This is a genomic window from Streptomyces sp. NPDC028305 (assembly GCF_055569495.1).
Genome location: NZ_JBVHTN010000004.1, coordinates 766232 through 785732 on the forward strand (window position 1 = coordinate 766232; position 19501 = coordinate 785732).

General features: G+C 75.4%; 2 protein-coding genes. Both read left to right on the forward strand.

Going from position 1 to position 19501, the window contains the following annotated elements:
- Position 1: 1 nt before the first annotated feature.
- Positions 2 to 18241, forward strand: coding sequence for a non-ribosomal peptide synthase/polyketide synthase (locus ACZ4WQ_RS19705; protein ID WP_468022314.1), 18240 nt, complete (start codon positions 2 to 4; stop codon positions 18239 to 18241).
- Entirely contained in the window at positions 18241 to 19485 is a 1245-nt protein-coding gene (gene ccrA, locus ACZ4WQ_RS19710; RefSeq protein ID WP_358843158.1) for a crotonyl-CoA carboxylase/reductase, read from the forward strand. Before ACZ4WQ_RS19705 ends, ccrA begins: the two co-directional genes overlap by 1 nt.
- The last annotated feature ends 16 nt before the right edge of the window (positions 19486 to 19501 follow it).

Genomic DNA, 19501 nt, shown 5'->3' on the forward strand with positions numbered 1-19501 from the left:
CGTGACCCGTAACGTCCGACCGGAGGGGAAGCCGTCGTCCGGGCTGGAGGGCGTCCTGCCGCTGTCCCCGCTCCAGGAAGGCCTGCTGTTCCACTCCCTCTACACGGGTCAGGGCGAGGGCGAGGACGTCTACACCGTCCAGCTCGCCGTCGACCTCGCCGGACCGCTGGACGCGCCCCGGCTGAAGGCCGCGCTGGCCGCGCTGCTGCGACGCCACCCCAACCTCCGCGCCGGGTTCCGGCCCTTGCGTTCGGGCAAGCCGGTCCAGTTCATCCCGGGCCGGGCCGAGGCGGGCTGGCGGGAGGCGGACCTCGCCGGGCTGGACGCGGCACGGCGCGAGGCGGAGGCGGCCCGGCTCGCGGACCGGGACCGCACCGAGCGGTTCGACCTGGCCGAACCCCCGCTGCTGCGCGCCCTGCTGATCCGCCAGGGGCCCGAGCAGCACCGCCTGGTGATCACCAACCACCACATCCTGCTGGACGGCTGGTCGACGCCCCTGGTGCTGCGGGAGCTGTTCACCGTCTACGAGCGGGGCGAGGACGCCCTGCCGCCCGTGACCCCGTACCGCGACTATCTGCGGTGGCTGGCCGGGCAGGACCGCTCGGTCGGCGAGCAGGCCTGGCGCAAGGCGCTGGACGGGGTGGCCGAACCCACCCGGCTGACCCCGGCCGAGCCGGGCCGGGCGCAGCGCATGCCGGACCGCGTCGAGACGCTGCTGCCCGCCGATCTCGCGGGCGCCGTGCGGCGGCTGGCGGCCGGGCACGCGGTGACGCTGAACACGGTGCTCCAGCTGGCCTGGGCCGTGGTGCTGGGGCGGCTGACCGGGCGGGACGACGTGGTGTTCGGCGCGACGGTCTCCGGCCGGCCCGCCGAGGTGCCCGGCGTGGAGTCCATGGTCGGACTGTTCATCAACACCGTTCCGGTGCGGGTCAGGCTCCAGGACTCCGAGCCCTTCGCCAAGGCGCTGGTTCGGCTTCAGAACGAGCAGTCGGACCTGGGACCCCACCAGTACCTCGGCCTCAGCGACATCCAGGCCCTCGCCGGGGTCGGCGAGCTGTTCGACACCACGCTGATCGTCGAGAACTTCCCTGTGGACCCCGCCACGGCCGCCCGCCTGGACTCCGGTCTGCGGCTGGTGGGCGCCAAGGGCCGGGACGCCACGCACTATCCGCTGACGCTCGTCGTGGCCACGTCGCCGGACGGGCTGCGGATGCGGGTGGACTACCGGTCCGACCTGCTCGACCGCTCCATGGCCGAGTCGGTGGCGGCCCGCCTGGAGCGGGTGCTGCGCGCGGCGGTGGCGACACCGGACCTCACGGTCGGGGACATCGACGTGCTGGGCGCGGCCGAGCGGGAGCGGCTGCTGCTGCGCCGCAACGACACCGCGCGCGAGCTGCCGCCGCCGTTGGTGCCCGCGCTGCTGCGGGCCCAGACGGACCGTACGCCGGACGCGGTGGCCGTGTCCGATGGGGAAGTGGCGCTGTCGTACGCGGAGCTGGACACGCGGGCGCGCGCGGTGGCCGGGCTGCTCGCCGGGCACGGGGCCGGCCCGGAGTCGGTGGTGGCGCTGCTGGTGCCGCGTTCGGTGGACGCGGTGGTGGCGATGGCGGGCGTCATGACGGCGGGGGCGGCGTTTCTGCCCGTGGACGTGGACTTCCCGGCCGAGCGCGTGGCGTATGTGCTCCACGACGCGTGCCCCGCCGTGGTGGTGACCACCCGTGAGGCGCGCGACCGGCTGCCCGCGGGTCTGGACGTCCCGGTCGTGTTGATCGAGGACGCGGACGGGGAGCCGCTGCCCCCGGTGGCGGTGGCGCCCGGACACCCGGCGTATGTGCTGTACACCTCGGGCTCGACGGGGCGTCCGAAGGGTGTCGTGGTGTCGCACGGGGCGCTGCGCAACCTGCTGGCGGCGATGTCGTCGGTGGAGCCGGTGCCGGGCGACCGGTGGCTGGCGGTGACGACCTTCGGGTTCGACATCTCGCTGCTGGAGGTGTTCCTGCCGCTGCTGTCCGGCGCCGAGGTGGTGGTGGCGGGCCGTGAGGTGGTGCGCGACCCCGTGGCGCTGGGCCGGACGGTGCGGGAGCGGGGCGTGACGGTGATGCAGGCCACGCCGAGCCTGTGGCGGGCGTTGCTGGAGGCGGACCCGGAAGCGGTGGCGGGGCTGCGGGCGCTGGTCGGCGGCGAGGCGCTGGACGGGGCGCTGGCCTCGGGGCTGGCCTCGCGCGCGGTGTGGGTGCGCAACATGTACGGGCCGACGGAGACCACCATCTGGTCGGCGAGCGCGCCGGTCGAGGCGGGCGGTCCGGTGGCGATCGGCCAACCGCTGGCGAACACCCGGGTGTATGTGCTGGACCAGGGGCTGCGCCTGACGCCGGACGGGGTGGCGGGGGAGCTGTATGTGGCGGGTGCGGGGGTGGCGCGGGGGTACCTGGGGCGGCCCGGACTGACGGGTGAGCGGTTTGTCGCGGATCCGTTCGGCCCGCCGGGGTCGCGGATGTATCGCACCGGGGACGTGGTGCGCTGGACGGAGCGGGGCGCGCTGGAGTTCCTCGGCCGCGCCGACGACCAGGTCAAGGTCCGCGGCCACCGGATCGAACTCGGCGAGGTCGAGGCGTATCTGCGCGCCCGGCCCGGGGTGACGGACGCGGTGGCGGCCGCCGTCCCCGGCCCCGAGGGGCGGCCCCGGCTCGTCGGCTATGTGGTGGGGGCGGCGGACCCCGGGGAGATACGGCGGGCCCTGGGCTCCGTTCTGCCGGAGTATCTGGTCCCCTCGGTGGTGGTCGGCCTGGACTCCCTCCCGCTGACCCCGAACGGCAAGGTGGACCGCAAGGCGCTGCCCGCGCCGGAGGCGGCCGGGGCCGGCCGGGGGCCGCGCACGGCGCGCGAGGAGATCCTGTGCGGGCTGTTCGCCCAGGTGCTGGGCGTGGCCCGGGTGGGGATCGACGACGGCTTCTTCGACCTGGGCGGCCACTCGCTGCTCGCCACCCGGCTGATGGCGCGGATCCGCGCCACGCTGGGCGCGGACCTGCCGATCCGCGCGCTGTTCGAGTCGCCCACCGTGGCCGGTCTGGCGCCGCGCCTGGACGGCGGCCGGGCCGAGGCGCGGGCGGCGCTGACGCTCCGCCCCCGGCCGGACGCGATTCCGCTGTCCTTCGCCCAGCGGCACCTGTGGTTCCTCAACCGGCTCGATCCGGCCAGCCCGTTGTACAACCTGTCGTTGACGGTGCGGCTGCGCGGCGAGCTGGACCTGGCTGCGCTCGAGGCCGCGCTGGGCGATGTGGTGGCCCGCCACGAGAGCCTGCGGACGGTGTTTCCCGCCGTCGACGGGGAGCCCTGCCAGCGGGTGCTTGACGTCCAGGAGCCGCCCACCCCGCTGCTGCGCACCGTCGAAGTGGCCGAGAGCGAGCTCGCCGCGGGGGTCGAGTCCGTACGGACCGGCTTCGACCTCACCGCACAGCCGCCGCTGCGCGCGACGCTGCTGGCACTGAATCCTCAGGAACACGTCCTGGTCGTGGTGTTGCACCACATCGCCGGCGACGCGTGGTCCGTCGGCCCGCTCGCCGCCGACCTGGCCGCCGCGTACGCCGCGCGGCGCGGCGACCAGGCCCCTGCCTGGGACCCGCTGCCGGTCCAGTACGCCGACTACACCCTGTGGCAGCGCGAACTCCTCGGCGACGACGGCGATCCCGACAGCGAGCTGTCCCGCCAACTCGCCTACTGGAAGGGCGCCCTGGCCGGGGCGCCCCGGAAACTGGCGCTGCCCACCGACCGCCCCCGGCCGGACGCCGGCACCCACCAGGGCGGCGTGGTGCCCTTCACGGTCGCCCCCGAACCGCACTCCGCGCTGCTGGAGCTGGCCCGCGCCACCGCCACGACCCCGTTCATGGTGGTCCAGGCGGCGCTGGCCGCGCTGCTGACCCGGCTCGGCGCGGGCGAGGACATCCCCATCGGCACCCCCGCGGCCGGGCGCGACGACGCCGCGCTGGACCGGCTGGTGGGCTTCTTCGTCAACACCCTGGTGCTGCGCACGGACACCTCCGGCGACCCGAGTTTCCGGGACCTCCTCGCCCGGGTGCGGGAGACGGACCTGGCCGCGTACGACCACCAGGACCTGCCGTTCGAGCGGCTGGTGGAGGAGATCAACCCGGAGCGCTCGCTGGCGTATCACCCGCTGTTCCAGGTCCGCCTGGTGCTGGACGACTTCGACCGCGAACGGGTGCGGCTCGACGGCCTGACCAGCGACGGCGGCGTGGACACCCCGCTGGCCGAACAGGCGGGCCGGGCCAAGTTCGACCTCCTCGTGCAGGCGGCGCAGCACCGCGCCGAGGACGGCGCCCCGGCCGGCATCGCCGGGACCATCACCTACGCGGCCGATCTGTTCGACCGGGAGACGGTGGAGGCGCTCGCGGCGCGGCTCGTGAGGTTCCTGGAAGCGGTGGCGGCCGATCCGGGGCTGCGGATCGGCCGGGTGGAACTGCTGCACGCGGCCGAGCGGGACGAGGCGCTGTCGCTGCGGAACGACACCGGGCACGAGGTGGCGGCAGGGTCGTTCCTGGAGGTGTTCCAGGAGCGGGTGGCGGCGGCGCCGGAGGCGCCGGCGGTGGTGAGCGGCCCGTCGGGCCCGGCCGGTGCGCTGACCTACGCCGAGCTGGACGCGCGGGCGAACCGGCTGGCGCGGGTGATCCGCAGTCAGGGGGTGGGCGCCGGCTCGCTGGTGGCGCTGGCGCTGCCGCGCTCGGCGGACGCGGTGGTGGCGATGGTGGCGGTGCACAAGGCCGGGGCGGCGTATGTGCCGCTGGACCCGGAGCAGCCGGGGGCCCGGCTGGGCCTGGTCCTGGCGGACGCGCGGCCGTCGCTGGTGGTGACCCGCGCCGGGGTGGAGCCGGTGTGGGGGGCGACCCGGGCGCTGGTGCTGGACGCGCCGGAGACGGTGGCGGCGGTGGACCGGGAGCCCGCTGACGACCCGGGTGTGCGGGTGTCGGCGAGTGATGTGGCGTATGTGATCTATACGTCGGGTTCGACGGGGCGGCCGAAGGGGGTGGTGGTGGAGCAGGGGTCGTTGGTGGATTACGTGGTGCGGTGTGTGGTGGCGTATCCGGGTTTGGCGGGGCGGACGTTGTTGCATTCGCCGCTGTCGTTCGATCTGGGGTTGACGGGGTTGTACGGGACGCTGGCGGCGGGTGGCGCTCTGGTGGTCGCTGATCTGGATGAGCGTCTTTCGGTGCCGGGTGGGGTGACGTTCGCGAAGGTGACGCCGAGTCATCTGCCGGTCCTTCAGGAGCTGCCGGATGCCTGTTCGCCCACGGGGCAGTTGGTCGTCGGCGGTGAGGCGCTGAGTGGCGCCCGGCTGGCGTCGTGGCGGGCCCGGCATCCGGGCGTCGAGGTGGTCAACCACTACGGTCCCACCGAGGCCACGGTGGGCTGTCTGGACCACCGGATTCCGGCGGGGGCGGTGCTCGCGGACGGCCCGGTGCCGCTGGGCCGGCCCATGTGGAACACCCGGGTGTATGTCCTGGACGCGGGGCTGTCCCCGGTGCCGGACGGCGTTCCGGGGGAGCTGTATGTGGCCGGCCGTGGCGTGGCGCGCGGGTACTGGGACCGTCCGGGGCTGACGGCCGAGCGGTTCGTGGCGGATCCGTTCGGCCCGCCGGGGTCGCGGATGTATCGCACCGGGGACGTGGTGCGCTGGACGCGCGCCGGCGTGGTGGAGTTCCTCGGCCGGGCCGATGACCAGGTGAAGGTGCGCGGCTACCGGATCGAGCCGGGCGAGGTCGAGGCGGCGGTCGCCGCGCTGCCCGGGGTGGACCGGGCCGTCGCCGTCGTACGGGAGGACACGCCCGGGGACCGGCGGCTGGTCGCGTACGCCGTGCCCGCCCCGGGCGCGAGCGTGGCCGCGGTCGCGGCGCGCCGCGAGCTGGCGTCGGCGCTGCCGGAGTACCTGGTGCCGTCCGCCGTGGTGGTGCTGGACTTGCTGCCGCTGACGCCCCACGGCAAGGTCGACCGGGGCGCGCTGCCCGCGCCCGAGGCGGCCGGGGCCGGCCGTGGGCCGCGCACCCCCCGGGAGGAGATCCTGTGCGGGCTGTTCGCCGAGGTGCTGGGCGTGGCCCGGGTGGGGATCGACGACGGCTTCTTCGACCTGGGCGGCCACTCGCTGCTCGCCATCCGGCTGCTGTCCCGGATCCGCGCCACGCTCGGGGCGACGCTGCCCATCCGCGCGCTGTTCGAGACGCCGACGGTGGCCGGTCTGGCGCCGCGCCTGGACGGCAGGACCGCGGCGCGGGCGGCCCTGACGCCGCGCCCCCGGCCGGACGCGATCCCGCTGTCCTTCGCCCAGCGCCGCCTGTGGTTCCTCAACCGCCTCGATCCGGCGAGCCCGCTGTACAACCTGTCGCTGACGGTGCGGCTGCGCGGCGAGCTGGACCTGGCTGCGCTTGAGGCCGCCCTGGGCGATGTGGTGGCCCGCCACGAGAGCCTGCGGACCGTCTTCCCCGAGTCGGACGGCGAGCCCTGCCAGCGGGTGCTGACCCCGGCCGAGGTGCCCGGCCCGCGCCTGCGGACCGCCCACGTACCCGGAGCCACCCCAGAACCTGACGACGGGGGAGACAGCCGCCTGGCCGCGGCCGTCTCCCCTCTCGTCGGGGAGGGCTTCGACCTGACCTCGGAGCCCCCGCTGCGCGCCACGCTGCTGTCGCTGCGGCCCCGGGAACACGCCCTGGTCGTGGTGTTGCACCACATCGCGGGCGACGCGTGGTCGATCGAGGCCCTCGCCACCGACCTGGCCTCGGCCTACGCGGCGCGGCGCGGCGGCGAGGCCCCCGCCTGGGCGCCGTTGCCGGTCCAGTACGCCGACTACGCCCTGTGGCAGCGCGAACTCCTCGGCGAGTCGGGTGATGTCGACAGCGAGCTGTCCCGCCAGCTGGCCTACTGGACGGGCGCCCTGGCGGGCCTGCCCGAGGAGCTCGCCCTGCCCACCGACCGGCCCCGCCCCGCCTCGGGCCCCCAGCGGGGCGCGGGGCTCCGCTTCTTCCTCGACGCCGAGCTGCACGGCCGGCTGCTGGCGCTCGCCCGGGAGAGCGGCGCCAGCCTGTTCATGGTGGTGCAGGCGGCCCTGGCGGCGACGCTGACCCGGCTCGGCGCGGGCGAGGACATCCCCATCGGCACCCCCGTGGCCGGGCGCGGCGACGCGGCCCTGGACAGGTTGGTGGGCTTCTTCCTCAACACGCTGGTGCTGCGCACGGACACCTCCGGCGCCCCCACCTTCCGCGAGCTGCTCGACCGCGTCAGGGCGACGGACCTCGCCGCGTACGACCACCTCGACCTGCCGTTCGAGCGGCTGGTCGAGGAGGTCAACCCACGGCGGTCGCTGACCCGTCACCCGCTGTTCCAGGTGATGCTGACGGTGCGGAGCACCAAGGCCGCGGAGCTCGCGCTGCCGGGCCTGGACGTCGCCGGCGTGCCGGGCGAAAGCCGGTGGGCCCGGTTCGATCTGTCCTTCGGCCTCGGCGAGCTGCACACGCCGAGCGGCGAACCGGGCGGTCTCGAGGGCGTGGTCGACTACTCCACCGAGCTGTTCGACGCGGCCACGGCCGCATCGGTGCTGGAGCGTCTGGAGCGGGTGCTGCGTGCCGTGGCGGACGGGCCCGACGTGCGGATCGCGGACATCGAGATCCTGGACGCCGGTGAGCGGCAGCGGCTGCTGTACGGCCGCAACGACACGGCCGCACAGCAGCCGTCGCCCCTGATACCGGCGCTGATCGAGGCTCAGTCGGCCCGTACGCCGGAGGCCGCCGCCGTGTCGTGCCGGGGCGTCACCCTCTCGTACGCGGAGCTCTCCGCCCGGGCGAACGGCGTGGCGCGCCTGCTGGCCGGGCGGGGCGTCGGCCCGGAGTCGGTGGTGGCGCTGGCCGTGCCGCGCTCGGTGGACGCGGTGGTGGCCATGGTCGCCGCGGGCCGGGCGGGCGCCGCGTTCCTGCCGGTCGACCCGGACTTCCCGGCCGAGCGGGTGAGGTTCGTGCTCGGCGACGCGGCGCCCGCCGTGGTGCTGACGGTGCGCGCGGCGGTGGAGCGGCTGCCCCGGGATCTGGGCGTACCGGTGGTGGTGCTCGACGAGGTGGAGCCCGCCGAGCGGCCGTTGCCCGCGGTCGCGGCGCGGCCCGACCACCCGGCGTATGTGCTGTACACCTCGGGTTCGACCGGGCGGCCCAAGGGCGTGGTCGTCTCCCACGGCGCGCTGCGCAATCTCGTGTCGGCGGTGGCCCCGTCGGTGGCGGTGGCACCGGGCGACAGCTGGCTGGCGGTGACCACGTTCGGGTTCGACATCGCGTTGCTGGAGGTGTTCCTGCCCCTGGTCTCGGGTGCCCAGGTGGTGGTGGTCGAGCGTGATGCGGTGCGCGACCCGCGCGAGCTCGGCCGCGAACTGCGCGCGCGGGCCGGGTCGGTGATGCAGGCGACGCCCAGCCTGTGGCGTGCGCTGCTGGACGCCGACCCGGAGGCCGTCGACGGCCTGCGGGCGTTGGTCGGCGGCGAGGCGCTGGACTCCTCGCTGGCGTCGGCGCTGGCGGGCCGCGCCGCCTCGGTACGGAACATGTACGGGCCGACGGAGACCACCATCTGGTCCACGAGCGCGCCCGTGGCGGCTGAGGGCGCCGACGGGCCGCCGCCCATCGGCACACCGCTGGCCAACACCCGCTGCTATGTGCTGGACGCGAGGCTGCGCCCGGTGCCGGACGGTGTCGCGGGCGAGCTGTACCTGGCGGGCGACGGCGTGGCCCGCGGCTACCTGGGCCGGCCGGGCCTGACCGGCACACGGTTCGTGGCCGACCCGTACGGGCCGGCCGGGGCACGGATGTACCGCACGGGCGACCTCGCACGGTGGCGGGCCGACGGGCAGCTTGAGTTCGCCGGCCGCGCCGACGACCAGGTCAAGGTCCGCGGCCACCGGATCGAACTGGGCGAGGTGGAGGCGTATCTGCGCGCCCTGCCCGGCGTGACGGACGCCGTCGCGGCGGTGCTGCCGGGCCCGGACGGCCAACCGCGGCTCGTCGGGTACGTGGTGGGAGGGGCGGACGAGGGCGGCCCGCGGGCGGCGCGCGAGGCCCTGGCCGCCCGGCTGCCGGCCCACCTGGTGCCCTCGGTGGTGGTGGCGCTGGACGCCGTCCCGCTGACGCCGAACGGCAAGACCGACCGCAGGGCGCTGCCGGCGCCGGAGGCGGGCGACGCGGCGCGCACGGCCCCCCGTACCCCTCAGGAGGAGATCCTGGGCCGGCTGTTCGCCGATGTCCTCGGCGTGGGCGGGGTCGGAGCCGACGACGACTTCTTCGACCTGGGCGGCCATTCGCTGCTGGCCGCGCGGCTGGTGGCGCGCGTCCGTGCCGCTCTGGGGGTCGAGCTGCCGATCCGGGCCGTGTTCGAGACGCCCACCGTCGCGGGTCTGGCGGCGTACGCGGGCCGGGCCGCCTCCGCCCGGCGGCGGCCCGCGCCCCGCCCGCGGCCGGACGTGCTGCCCCTGTCGTTCGCCCAGCGCGGGCTGTGGGTGCTGAACGGGCTGGGGGAGACCGGCCCGCTGTACACCATTCCCCTGGTGGCGCGGTTGCGCGGGGCGCTGGACCGGGCGGCGCTTGGGGCCGCGCTGGGCGATGTGGTGGCCCGTCACGAGAGCCTGCGGACCGTCTTCCCCGAGACGGACGGCGAGCCCTGCCAGCGGGTGCTGGACCCCGCCGAGTTGCCCGGCCCGCTGCTGCGGACGGTCGAGGTCGGGTCGCGCGACGGCCTGGACCGGGCGATCGCCGCCGCGCGCGGCGGGGGCTTCACGCTCACCGCCGAGCCCCCACTCAGGGCGACGCTGCTGGTGCTGGGACCGCGCGAACACGTCCTGGTGCTGGTGGTGCACCACATCGCCGGTGACGCCGGGTCCGTCCGGCCGCTGCTGCGCGATCTGGCCACCGCCTACGCCGCCCGGCTGGCCGGCGAGGCGCCCGGCTGGGCGCCGCTGCCCGTCCAGTACGCCGACTACGCCCTCTGGCAGCGGGAGCTGCTCGGCGACGCCGGCGACCAGGACAGCGAGATGGCACGGCAACTCGCCTACTGGGCCCGGACCCTGTCCGGCCTCCCCGAGCAGATCGCCCTGCCCGCCGACCGGCCCCGGCCCCCCGAGCCCAGCCACTGCGGCGGCGTGGTGCCCTTCGAGCTGGACGCCGGGCTGCACCGGGCGGTGCTGGCGCTGGCGCGCTCGCGCGGGGCCACGGCGTTCATGGTGCTCCAGGCGGCGCTCGCCGCCGTGCTGACCCGGTCGGGGGCGGGCGAGGACCTCCCCATCGGCACCGCGCTGGCCGGGCGCGGCGACGAGGCGCTGGACGGCCTGGTCGGCCTCTTCACCACCATGCTGGTGCTGCGGACCGACACCTCCGGCAACCCCTCGTTCCAGGAGCTGCTGGACCGTGTGCGGCAGACGGACCTGGCGGCGTACGCGCATCAGGACGTGCCCTTCGAGCGGGTGGTGGACGCGGTCGACCCGGCGCGGTCGCCCGCGTACCACCCGCTGTTCCAGGTGGCCCTGGTGCTGGACAACTTCGCCCGCCCCGACGCGGTGCTGCCCGGGCTGAGCGCAGTTGACGAGGACGCCGGCGAGGACACCGACGACGGCATGGACGCGCCCGTGGAAGGCCCCGGGAGGGCGAAGTTCGACCTGTCCGTGCGGCTGCGCGAGCGGCGCTCGGCCGAGGGCGCCCCCGCGGGCCTGACCGGGTCCCTCGCCTATGCGCTGGATCTGTTCGCACCGGCCACGGCGGCCGCGCTGGCGGCGCGGTTCGTCCGGCTGCTCACCGCCGTCGTCGCCGACCCGGGCCGCCCGATCGGCGAGGCGGAGATCCTGGCCCCGGCGGAACGCCGACAGCTGCTCCACGGCTGGAACGACACCGCCCGGCCGCTGCCCGGCGCGCTGCTGCCGCGGATGTTCGAGGAGCAGGCGGCGCGCACCCCCGACGCCCCGGCCGTGCGGTGCGGGGACACCACCGTCTCGTACGCGGAGCTGAACACGCGCGCCAACCGCCTGGCCCGGCTGCTGGTCGCGCGGGGCGCCGGTCCGGAGCGGCGGGTCGCGCTGATGGTGCCGCGCTCCGTGGAGATGATCGTCGCCGTGCTCGCGGTGCTGAAGTCCGGCGCGGCCTATGTGCCGGTGGACAGCGCGTACCCGGCCGACCGGATCGCCTACATGCTGGCCGACGCCCGGCCGGAGCTTCTGGTGACCACGGCCGGGACGGCACACACCCTGCCCGAGCCGGCGCCCGGCAGGCGGGTCGTCCTGGACAGCCCGGCCACGGTGGAGGAGTCGCTGAGCCTGCCGGGCACGGACCTCACCGACGCGGACCGCCGGGCTCCGCTGACCCCCCGCACCCCGGCGTATGTGATCTACACCTCGGGCTCCACCGGGCGCCCGAAAGGCGTGGTCGTGGAGCACCGCTCCATCCCCAACATCGTGCTGGCCAGGATCGGGACGTACGGGATGGGGCCGGGCAGCCGGGCGCTCCAGTTCGCGTCGCTGAGCTTCGACGCCGCCATGTCCGAGATCTGTACGCCCCTGAGCGCGGGGGCCTGCCTGGTGCTGGGCCCGGCCGACATGCTCGCCCAGGCGGACCAACTGCCCGAGCTGATCCGGCGCTACGGGATCACCCACGCGACGCTGCCGCCGGCGATCCTCACCCGGCTGCCCGCCGACAGCCTGCCGTCCGTGGTGAACCTGGTGATCGCCGGCGAGGCGGCCCAGCCGGGTCTGGTGCCCACGTGGGCGTCCGGGCGGCGGATGTTCAACGCGTACGGGCCCACGGAGACCACCGTCTCGTGCACCATGGCCGGTCCGCTTCCGGCCGTGGACGGGATACCGCCGATCGGCGGCCCGCTCCCCAACCTGCGCACCTACGTCCTGGACGACCTGCTGCGGCCGGTCCCGCCCGGGGTCCCCGGCGAGCTGTACGTGTCGGGGGTCGGCGTGGCCCGGGGGTATCTGGGGCGTGCCGCGCTGACGGCGGAGCGGTTCGTGGCGGACCCCTTCGGGCCCGCCGGGGACCGCATGTACCGCACGGGCGACCTCGTACGGTGGCGGGCCGACGGGCAGCTGGAGTTCGTCGGCCGCGCGGACGGCCAGGTCAAGATCCGCGGATACCGCATCGAACTGGGCGAGGTCCAGGCGGCCTTGGAGTCCCTCCCGGAGGTGGCCCAGGCGGTCGCGACCGTACGGGAGGACCAGCCCGGCCACAGGCGTCTGGTGGGGTATCTGAGGCCCGCCCCGGGCGCCGAGGCCGACGCCGCGCGGCTCCGCACCCGGCTGGCGGAGCTGCTGCCCGACTACATGGTTCCGACGGTGCTGATGACGCTGGAGCGCATACCGCTGACGGTGAACGGCAAAGTGGACCACAAGGCGCTGCCCGCGCCGCCGGCACCGCGGCGGACACCGCCGGAGGCCGACGCGGGACCCCGCCCCGGCACCCGCCCGGAGGACATCCTGTGCCAGGTCGTCGCCGACGTCCTCGGCCTGCCGCGGGTCGGGTCCGACGACAACTTCTTCGCCCTCGGCGGGGACAGCATCGCCGCCCTCCAGGCCGCCAGCCGGGCCCGCCGGGCCGGTCTGGTCCTCACCCCCCGCGACCTCTTCCGCCACCAGACCGTGGCCGAACTGGCCGCCGCCGTGCGCGAGCCCGAGGCGCGGGCGGAGGAGCCCCGGGGCGACGGCGTGGGCGCCGTACCGCCGACCCCCGTCATGCGCTGGCTCGCCCAGCGGCGCGGACCCGTGGCGCACCTCAACCAGTCGGTGCTGCTGGCCGTCCCGCCCCTGGGGCTGCCCGCGCTCACGGCCGCCGTGCAGTGCCTGCTCGACCACCACGACGCGCTGCGCGCGGTCCTGGCCGGCGCCCCGACGGGCGTCACCTGGGGGCTCAAGGTCACTCCGCCGGGCAGCGTACGGGCCGAGGACCGCATACGGCGGGTGGACATCAGCGGCCACCCGGACGGCTCCGCGGAGCTGTCCGCCGTGGTGGCCGCGGAGGGCGAGGCCGCGCGGCTGCGCCTTGACCCGGAGGCCGGGGCGCTCCTCCAGGTGGTCTGGTTCGACGCCGGGGACGACCGGCCGGGCCGCCTGCTGCTGATCGCCCACCACCTGGTCGTGGACGGGGTGTCCTGGCGCATCCTGGTGCCCGACCTGGTGACCGCCTGGCGGACCGCCGAAGACGGCGGGACGCCCCGGCCGGCCCCGGTCGGCACCTCGCTGCGCCGCTGGGCGCAGCTGCTCCTCGCCGAGGCCCAGAGCCCTGAGCGGGCCGCGGAGCTGGAGCTGTGGACGGACATGCTCGACGGGCCCGAACCCCGCCTCGGCGCCGAGACGTTCCGCCGCACCCGGGACACCCGGGCCACGGCCGAGCACCTGACCGTGACCGTCCCCGCAAACATCACCGACGCCCTGCTGACCGCCGCGCCACAGGCCTACCAGGCCCGGATGAACGAGATCCTGCTGACCGGCCTCACGCTCGCCGTGGCCCGCTGGCGGGAACGCCACGGCTGGGGCGACGGCCGTACCCTCCTGGTCGACGTCGAGGGACACGGCCGGGAGCAGATCGCCGACGAGGTGGACCTCTCCCGCACCGTCGGCTGGTTCACCAGCATCCACCCGCTCCGGCTTGACCCCGGGGAGGTGGACCTGGACGAGGCGCTCGCCGGGGGCCGGGCCACCGTGGCCGCCCTGAAGCGGATCAAGAGCCGGATCAGGGAACTCCCCGACAACGGCCTCGGATACGGGCTGCTGCGCTATCTCAACCCGGACACCGCCGCGCTGCTCGCCCAGTACCGCACCCCGCAGATCGGATTCAACTACCTGGGCCGGATGAACGGCGGCGGGCTCGACGAGAGCCCCGAACCCGCCGGATGGTCGGTCGCCGCACATCCCCAGGTCCGTCTCGACCCGTCCGACGGCGAACTGCCCTTCGCACACGCCCTGGAGATCGGCGCGGTCACCCGGGACAGCCCGGACGGGCCGCAGCTGAGCATCAACTGCGCGTGGCCGGGCGCCCTGTTCACCGCGGCCCAGATCCAGGACCTGGCCGACACCTGGCTCACCGCGCTGCGCGCGCTGGCCGACGGGGCGCGGCGCCCGGGCGCCGGCGGACTCGTCCCCGCCGATCTCCCGCTGGTCCGGGCCACCCAGGCCGAGATCGACACGTGGGAGGCGGAGCCCGGTGGGGTGGCGGACGTGCTGCCGCTCTCCCCCCTTCAGGAAGGGCTGTTGTTCCACGCCCTGTACGCCGACACCGGCCCCGACGTCTACACCATGCACATGAGGCTGGACCTGGAGGGCCCGCTGGACGGCCCGGCGCTGCGGGCCGCGGCGCGGGCCGTGCTGGAGCGCCACCCGAATCTGCGCGCCCGCTTCCGCCACCGGGCCGCGGGCGACGCGGTGCAGATCATTCCGCGCCTGGCCGAACTCGCCTGGGAGGAGACGGACCTGTCCGGGCTGGCCGAGCCCGAGCGCGGGGCCGAACTGGACCGGCTCACCGAGCGGGCCCGCCACCACCGCTTCGACCCCGGCCGCCCGCCGCTGCTGCGGTTCTGGCTGATCCGGGTCGAGGACGAGCGGCACCGGCTGCTGGTCCTCAAGCACCACATCCTGCTCGACGGCTGGTCCGTACCGATCTTCCTGCGGGACCTGATCACGCTCTACCACCACCGCGGCGACCCGGCGGCCCTGCCCCCGGCGGTGCCGTACCGGAACTATCTGACCTGGCTCGCCGCCCAGGACCCCGCGGCGGCCGAGGACGCCTGGCGCCGGGCCCTGGCCGGGCTGACCGAGCCCACCCTGCTGGCGCCCGCGGACGCCGGCCCCCCGGACCGGGCGCCGGAGACCGTGGTCCGCCTGCTGCCGCCCCCGCTCACGGCGGCGCTGCGGAACCACGCGGCCGACGCCGCGGTGACCGTCAACACGATCCTCCAGGGGGCGTGGGCGGTGCTGATCGGACGGCTGCTCGGCCGCGACGACGTGGTCTTCGGGACGACCGTCTCCGGCCGCCCCCCGGAGATCCCCGGGATCGAGTCCATGGTCGGCCTGTTCATCAACACCCTCCCGGTACGGGTCAGGCTGGACCCGGCCCGGAGCTGGCGGTCGGCGGTGGCCCGGCTCCAGGAGGAGCAGTCCGCCCTCAGCGCCCACCACCAGCTCGGACTGGCCCGCGTCCAGCAGCTCGCGGGGCTCGGCGAGCTGTTCGACACGCTGGTGGTGTACGAGAACTTCCCGGTCGCCCCGGCCGGCGACCAGCCCGCCACCGGGCCGCGCGCCACGGCCTCGGAGAGCCGCGCCGCGGCGCACTACCCGCTGGCCCTGGTCGCCGTCCTGGCACCGGCCGGGCTGCGACTGCGGCTCGACTACCGGCCCGAGCTGTTCGACCGCTCCGCCGCCGAGGAGCTGCTGGACCGGCTGGTGCGCGTCCTCGAGGCGGTCGGCGCGGACCCGGACCGGCCGGTCGGCCGGATCGGCGTCCTCGGCCCGGACGAGCGGCGGCAGCTGGTCGACGGGTGGAACGGCGCCGAAGCACCGCCGCCCCCGGGGCCGATGACGATCCACCGGAGATTCGCCGACGCGGTGGGCCGGGGCCCGGACGACACCGCCATCCGCTACGGCGACCGCCAACTGACCTACCGCGAGCTGGACCAGCGGGCCAACCGGCTGGCCCGGCTCCTGGTGGAGCTCGGCGTGCGCCGGGAGACCCGCGTCGCGGTGGAGCTCGACCGCGGCCCCGACCTGATCGTCGCGGTGCTGGCCGTACTCAAGGCCGGGGCGGTCTATGTGCCGCTGGAGCCCGACCACCCCCGGGAGCGGCTGCGGCTGCTGCTGGCCGAGATGGCCGCTCCGGTGCTGCTGACCGACCGGGTGCGCGCCGAGGCCTGGGCGGCCGAGCCCGCGGCCGGCGTCACAACGGTCGCCGTGGACGCGGATCCCGGCCTCGACGCCCAGGCCCCGACCCCGCCCGAGGTCACCGTGGACCCCGGCCAACTGGCGTACGTCATCTACACCTCGGGCTCCACCGGCACCCCCAAAGGCGTGGCGGTCACCCACCGGAACGTGGTGGAACTGGCGGACGACCAGTGGTGGCGGCTGGACCCGGCCCACAAGGTCCTCTTCCACTCCCCGCACGCCTGGGACGCCTCCACCCTGGAGTGGTGGGTCCCGCTGCTGAACCACGGGGAGATCGTGGTCGCCCCGCCGGGCAGGCTCGATCTGGACGCCCTCGCGGAGCTGGTGGTCACGGAGCGGATCACCGGGCTGTGGGCCTCGGGCGGGCTGTTCCGGCTGCTCGCCGAGGAGCACCCGGAGTGCTTCGCCGGGCTGCGGGAGGTCCGTACCGGCGGCGACGTGGTGCCCGCGTACGCCGTCCGCAAGGCGCTCGCCCACTGCCCCGACACCTGGGTCACCGCGGGCTACGGGCCCACCGAGACCACCGTGTTCTCCACCCGGCACTCGATGCGCGCCGGTGACCCGGTGCCCGAGAGCGTACCCATCGGCCGCCCGCTGGACGGCACCCGCGCCTACGTCCTCAGCCCCGGCCTCGAGCCGCTGCCGGTCGGGGTGGTCGGGGAGCTGTATCTGGCCGGCTCCGGGGTGGCCCGCGGCTACGAGAACAACCCGGCCATGACCGCCGAGCGCTTCGTCGCCGATCCCTTCGGCCCGCCCGGCACCCGGATGTACCGCACCGGCGACCTGGTGCGATGGCGCGCGGACGGCCTCATGGAGTTCGCGGGCCGGGCCGACGAGCAGGTCAAACTGCGCGGCTTCCGGGTGGAGCTGCGCGAGGTGGAGATCGCCCTCAGCTCCTGCGGCGGCATCGGTCAGGCGGTCGCCCTGGTACGGGAGGACCGACCCGGCGACAAGCGCCTGGTCGGCTATGTGGTGCCGGACTCCGGCTCCCCCGCCCCGGACCCGGCCGCGCTGCGGGCCCGGCTCGCCGGGCGGCTCCCGGACTTCATGGTGCCCTCCGCCCTGGTCGTGCTCGACGCGCTGCCGCTGACGGACCACACCAAGCTGGACCGCGCGGCCCTCCCGGCCCCCGAGTACCACACGGAGCCGGCGCGCCGGCCGCGCAGCCCCCAGGAGGAGGTGCTGTGCGGGCTGTTCGCCGACGCGCTCGGCGTCCCCGAAGTCGGCATCGACGACGACTTCTTCCTGCTCGGCGGCAACTCGCTGACCGCGGCCGCGCTCATCAGCCGCATCCGCACCACGCTCGGCTCCCGCCTCGGCATGCAGGCGCTGTTCACCGCGCCGACCCCCGGCGGCCTCGCGCGGCGGCTGGAGGCCGGGCTCGGCCCGGACGAGCGCAACGGCCTGGAGGTGCTGCTGCCGCTGCGGACCACGGGCAGCCGTCCCCCGGTCTTCTGCTTCCACGCCGGTGGCGGCCTGAGCTGGCGCTACGCCGGACTGCTGCGCCATCTGCCGCCGGAACACCCGGTGTACGGACTCCAGGCGCGCGCCTTCGGGACGCCGGGCTACCGGCCCGCGGACATCGAGGAGATCGCCGCCGACTTCCTGGAGCGGATCAGGAGCGTGGCCCCCAGCGGGCCGTACCACCTCCTCGGCTGGTCCTTCGGCGGTCTCGTCGCCCACGCCGTGGCGACCCGGCTCCAGGAACAGGGCGAGGAGGTGGGGCTGCTGGCGATGCTGGACGCGTACCCGGTCGCGGAGGTCACGGCCCCGTCGGCCGGGGACCGCGCGTACGAGAACGGGGGAGACGGGGGAGACGGGGAGGACAAAGAGGACGGGGAGACGGACAACGATCTGATGCGGGCCCTGCTGGAGGTCGTCGCCCCGGGAGCCACCGCCCACGGTGATGCGCCACGGCCCGGTGAGCCGCTGACCCGGGAGGCGGTCGCGCGGACGCTGCGCGCCCAGGGCAATCCGCTCACCGACCTGCTGGCCGGCAACCTGGAGACCATCCTGCGGGCCTTCGGCGACCACGTGGCCCTGCGGCACGCCTTCCGGCCCGGCGTGTTCCACGGCGACGCGCTGCTCGTCGCCGCCCGCCCGGACGGCGGGGACGGCGCCGACGACGGCAGCGAGCGCTGGCGCCCCTACGTCCGGGGGCGGGTGCTCGGCCACCGGGTCCGCTGCCGGCACGAGGACATGATGCTGCCGGAACCGCTCGCCGAGATCGGCCGGCTCGTCACCGCCCGCCTCGAAGACCCGCGTCACCACCGAACCGAGAAGGAGGCCTGATGGGACGGGAGATCTACGCGCTCGGCGAGATGCCGCCGCTCGGCGAGGTGCCCCGCTATATGCACGCGGCGCTGATCCGGCGGCACCGCTACGGCAGGCCCGCCGACGCGATCGAGATCGAGCAGGTCGAGGTGCCCCCGGTGGGCCGGGGCCAGATCCTGCTGATGGTGATGGCGGCCGGGGTCAACTACAACGGAGTGTGGGCCGCGCTCGGCACGCCCGCCGACGTCATCGCGGCCCGGCGGAAGAAGGGCGATCCGCACGACTTCCACATCGCGGGCTCCGAAGGGGCGGGCGTGGTGTGGGCGGTCGGCGAGGGCGTCACCCAGTTCCGGGTGGGCGACCAGGCGATCGTGGGCGGGGTGCGCTGGAACGAGTCGGCGCCCGACATCCGCATGGGCACCGACCCCACGGCCTCCACCAGCCAGCGCGCCTGGGGATACGAGCTGAACTTCGGCTCCTTCGCCCAGTTCACGGTGGTCGACGAGTACCAGTGCCACCCCAAGCCGGACCATCTGACCTGGGAGGAGGCCGGCTGTTTCCTCGGTGGCGGCTCCACCTCCTACCGTCAGCTGAGCGGCTGGCCGCCGCACACCGTGCAGCCGGGCGACCCGGTGCTGATCTGGGGCGGCTCCGGCGGCCTGGGCTCCATGGCGATCCAGATCGTGCGGCACTTCGGCGGGATTCCGGTCGCCGTGATCTCCGACGAGGCCAAGGCCGACCACTGTCTGCGGCTGGGCGCCCAAGGGGTCATCAACCGGCGCGAGTTCGACCACTGGGGCCGGCTCCCGGACGCCGAGGACACCGCGGCCTTCCAGTCCTGGCTGGAAGGGGCGCGGGCCTTCGGGCGCAGGATCTGGGAGGTGCTGGGCGAGCGCCGCTCGCCGCGCATCGTGCTGGAACACCCCGGCCGGGACACCCTCGCCACCTCCGTGTACGTCTGCGACAACGCCGGGATGGTGGTCACCTGCGCCGGCACCAGCGGCTACAACGGCGATATCGACCTGCGCTTCCTGTGGATGTTCCAAAAGCGCCTCCAGGGCTCGCACGCGGCCAATGTGCGGGAGACCCGGGCGATCATCAACCTGGTGGCCTCGGGCCGGATCGACCCGTGCATGAGCCAGGTGACGCCGTTCCAGGAGATCGGCGCCGCGCACCAGCTCGTGTACGAGAACAAACACCCGGCGGGGAACACCGCGGTGCTGGTGAACGCGCCCGGGCCCGGCCTGACCGGGATGCCCTGACCAGCCGCCAGAAAGG

Excerpts from the sequence above, each read along its gene's own strand:
- ccrA (WP_358843158.1), top strand. The coding sequence starts at position 18,241 with ATGGGACGGGAGATCTACGCGCTCGGCGAGATGCCGCCGCTCGGCGAG.